Source organism: Candidatus Contendobacter odensis Run_B_J11 (assembly GCF_000531125.1).
Classification (GTDB): Bacteria; Pseudomonadota; Gammaproteobacteria; order Competibacterales; family Competibacteraceae; genus Contendibacter; species Contendibacter odensensis.
This window is the reverse complement of record NZ_CBTK010000220.1, coordinates 1-1,189: the sequence shown is the minus strand read 5'-3', so window position 1 is coordinate 1,189 and position 1,189 is coordinate 1. Positions and strand designations below refer to the sequence as shown.

The following is a 1,189-nucleotide window of genomic DNA, read 5'->3' as shown; positions in this document are numbered from 1 at the left end:
GTAAGTACCCCTAAAAACCAGACAGTTTAAAATTAGAGTTAAAAACTTAAATTTAAACTGCACATGAAAAAAACACGATTCACGGAGACCCAGATTGTCTCCACGCTCAAGCGCCAGGAAGCGGGTATTCCGACCAAGGAAATCTGCCGGGAATTAGGCATTTCAGAAGCCACGTTCTACAACTGGAAAAGCAAATATGGTGGTATGGAAGCCTCCGATGTAAAACGGTTAAAGGATCTGGAAGAAGAGAATGCCCGGCTTAAAAAAATGTATGCCGACCTGGCTATGGATAATCAGATTCTGAAAGACCTGTTCACAAAAAAAGGCTGGGCCCTGCCACCAAAAGGCAGTTAACCGAGGAGATGGTTCTGGAACAAGGTGTTCCGGTGAGCAGGGCCTGCAGATTAGTGTCATTACCGCGGTCTCAGTTTTATTACAGCAGTAAACGAGATGATTCTGATATAGTCGAGGCATTGCAGGAACTCGCATTTAAACACCCTTCCTGCGGCTTCAGAAAGCTCTTTGCATACCTGCGGCGATCAGGCAAATGCTGGAACCATAAAAAGGTTTACAGGGTCTACAAGCTTTTAAAACTGAATAAAAAGCGAAAGGGCAAGCGAAGACTACCGGCCCGGGTAAAGCAACCCTTGCAGCAGCAAACAGCTTTAAACAGCAGCTGGAGTATGGATTTTATGAGCGACAGTCTGGTTGGTAACAGAAAGTTCAGAACCTTCAATGTGATGGACGATTGCACCAGGGAAGTACTGGCCATTGAAATCGATACATCGCTGACATCGAAGCGAGTAATACGAACATTGAACAGAGTTATCGAACAGAGAGGCATGCCTAAAACTGTCAGGTCAGATAATGGTCCGGAATTTACTTCTAATGACTTTGAAATATGGTGTAAGGACAATGGAATACAGCTTCAGTTTATTCAACCTGGTAAACCCATGCAGAATGGATATATCGAACGTTTTAACAGGCTCTACCGGGAAGCTGTCCTGGATGCATACTTGTTCTTTGATCTTGACCAGGTAAGACAACTAACTCAGGAATGGATGGAAGAATACAACCAAAGAAGGCCCCATGAAGGACTGAATAACCTGACACCGGAAGAATGGAAATACAAGGTTAGTAAAAATGAGTATCTTCAATTAAACACTGTCTGAATTATGGGGTACTTACA

At 43.6% G+C, this 1,189-nt stretch carries 1 protein-coding gene; it reads left to right on the top strand.

What is annotated here, in order from left to right:
• Positions 1 to 63: 63 nt before the first annotated feature.
• Positions 64 to 1,172 (top strand): IS3 family transposase gene (locus tag BN874_RS12810; RefSeq protein ID WP_420886131.1). Its coding sequence is split into 2 segments (ribosomal slippage): positions 64 to 316 and positions 316 to 1,172, totalling 1,110 coding nucleotides; the frame shifts between segments, so codons are not numbered across the junction.
• The last annotated feature ends 17 nt before the right edge of the window (positions 1,173 to 1,189 follow it).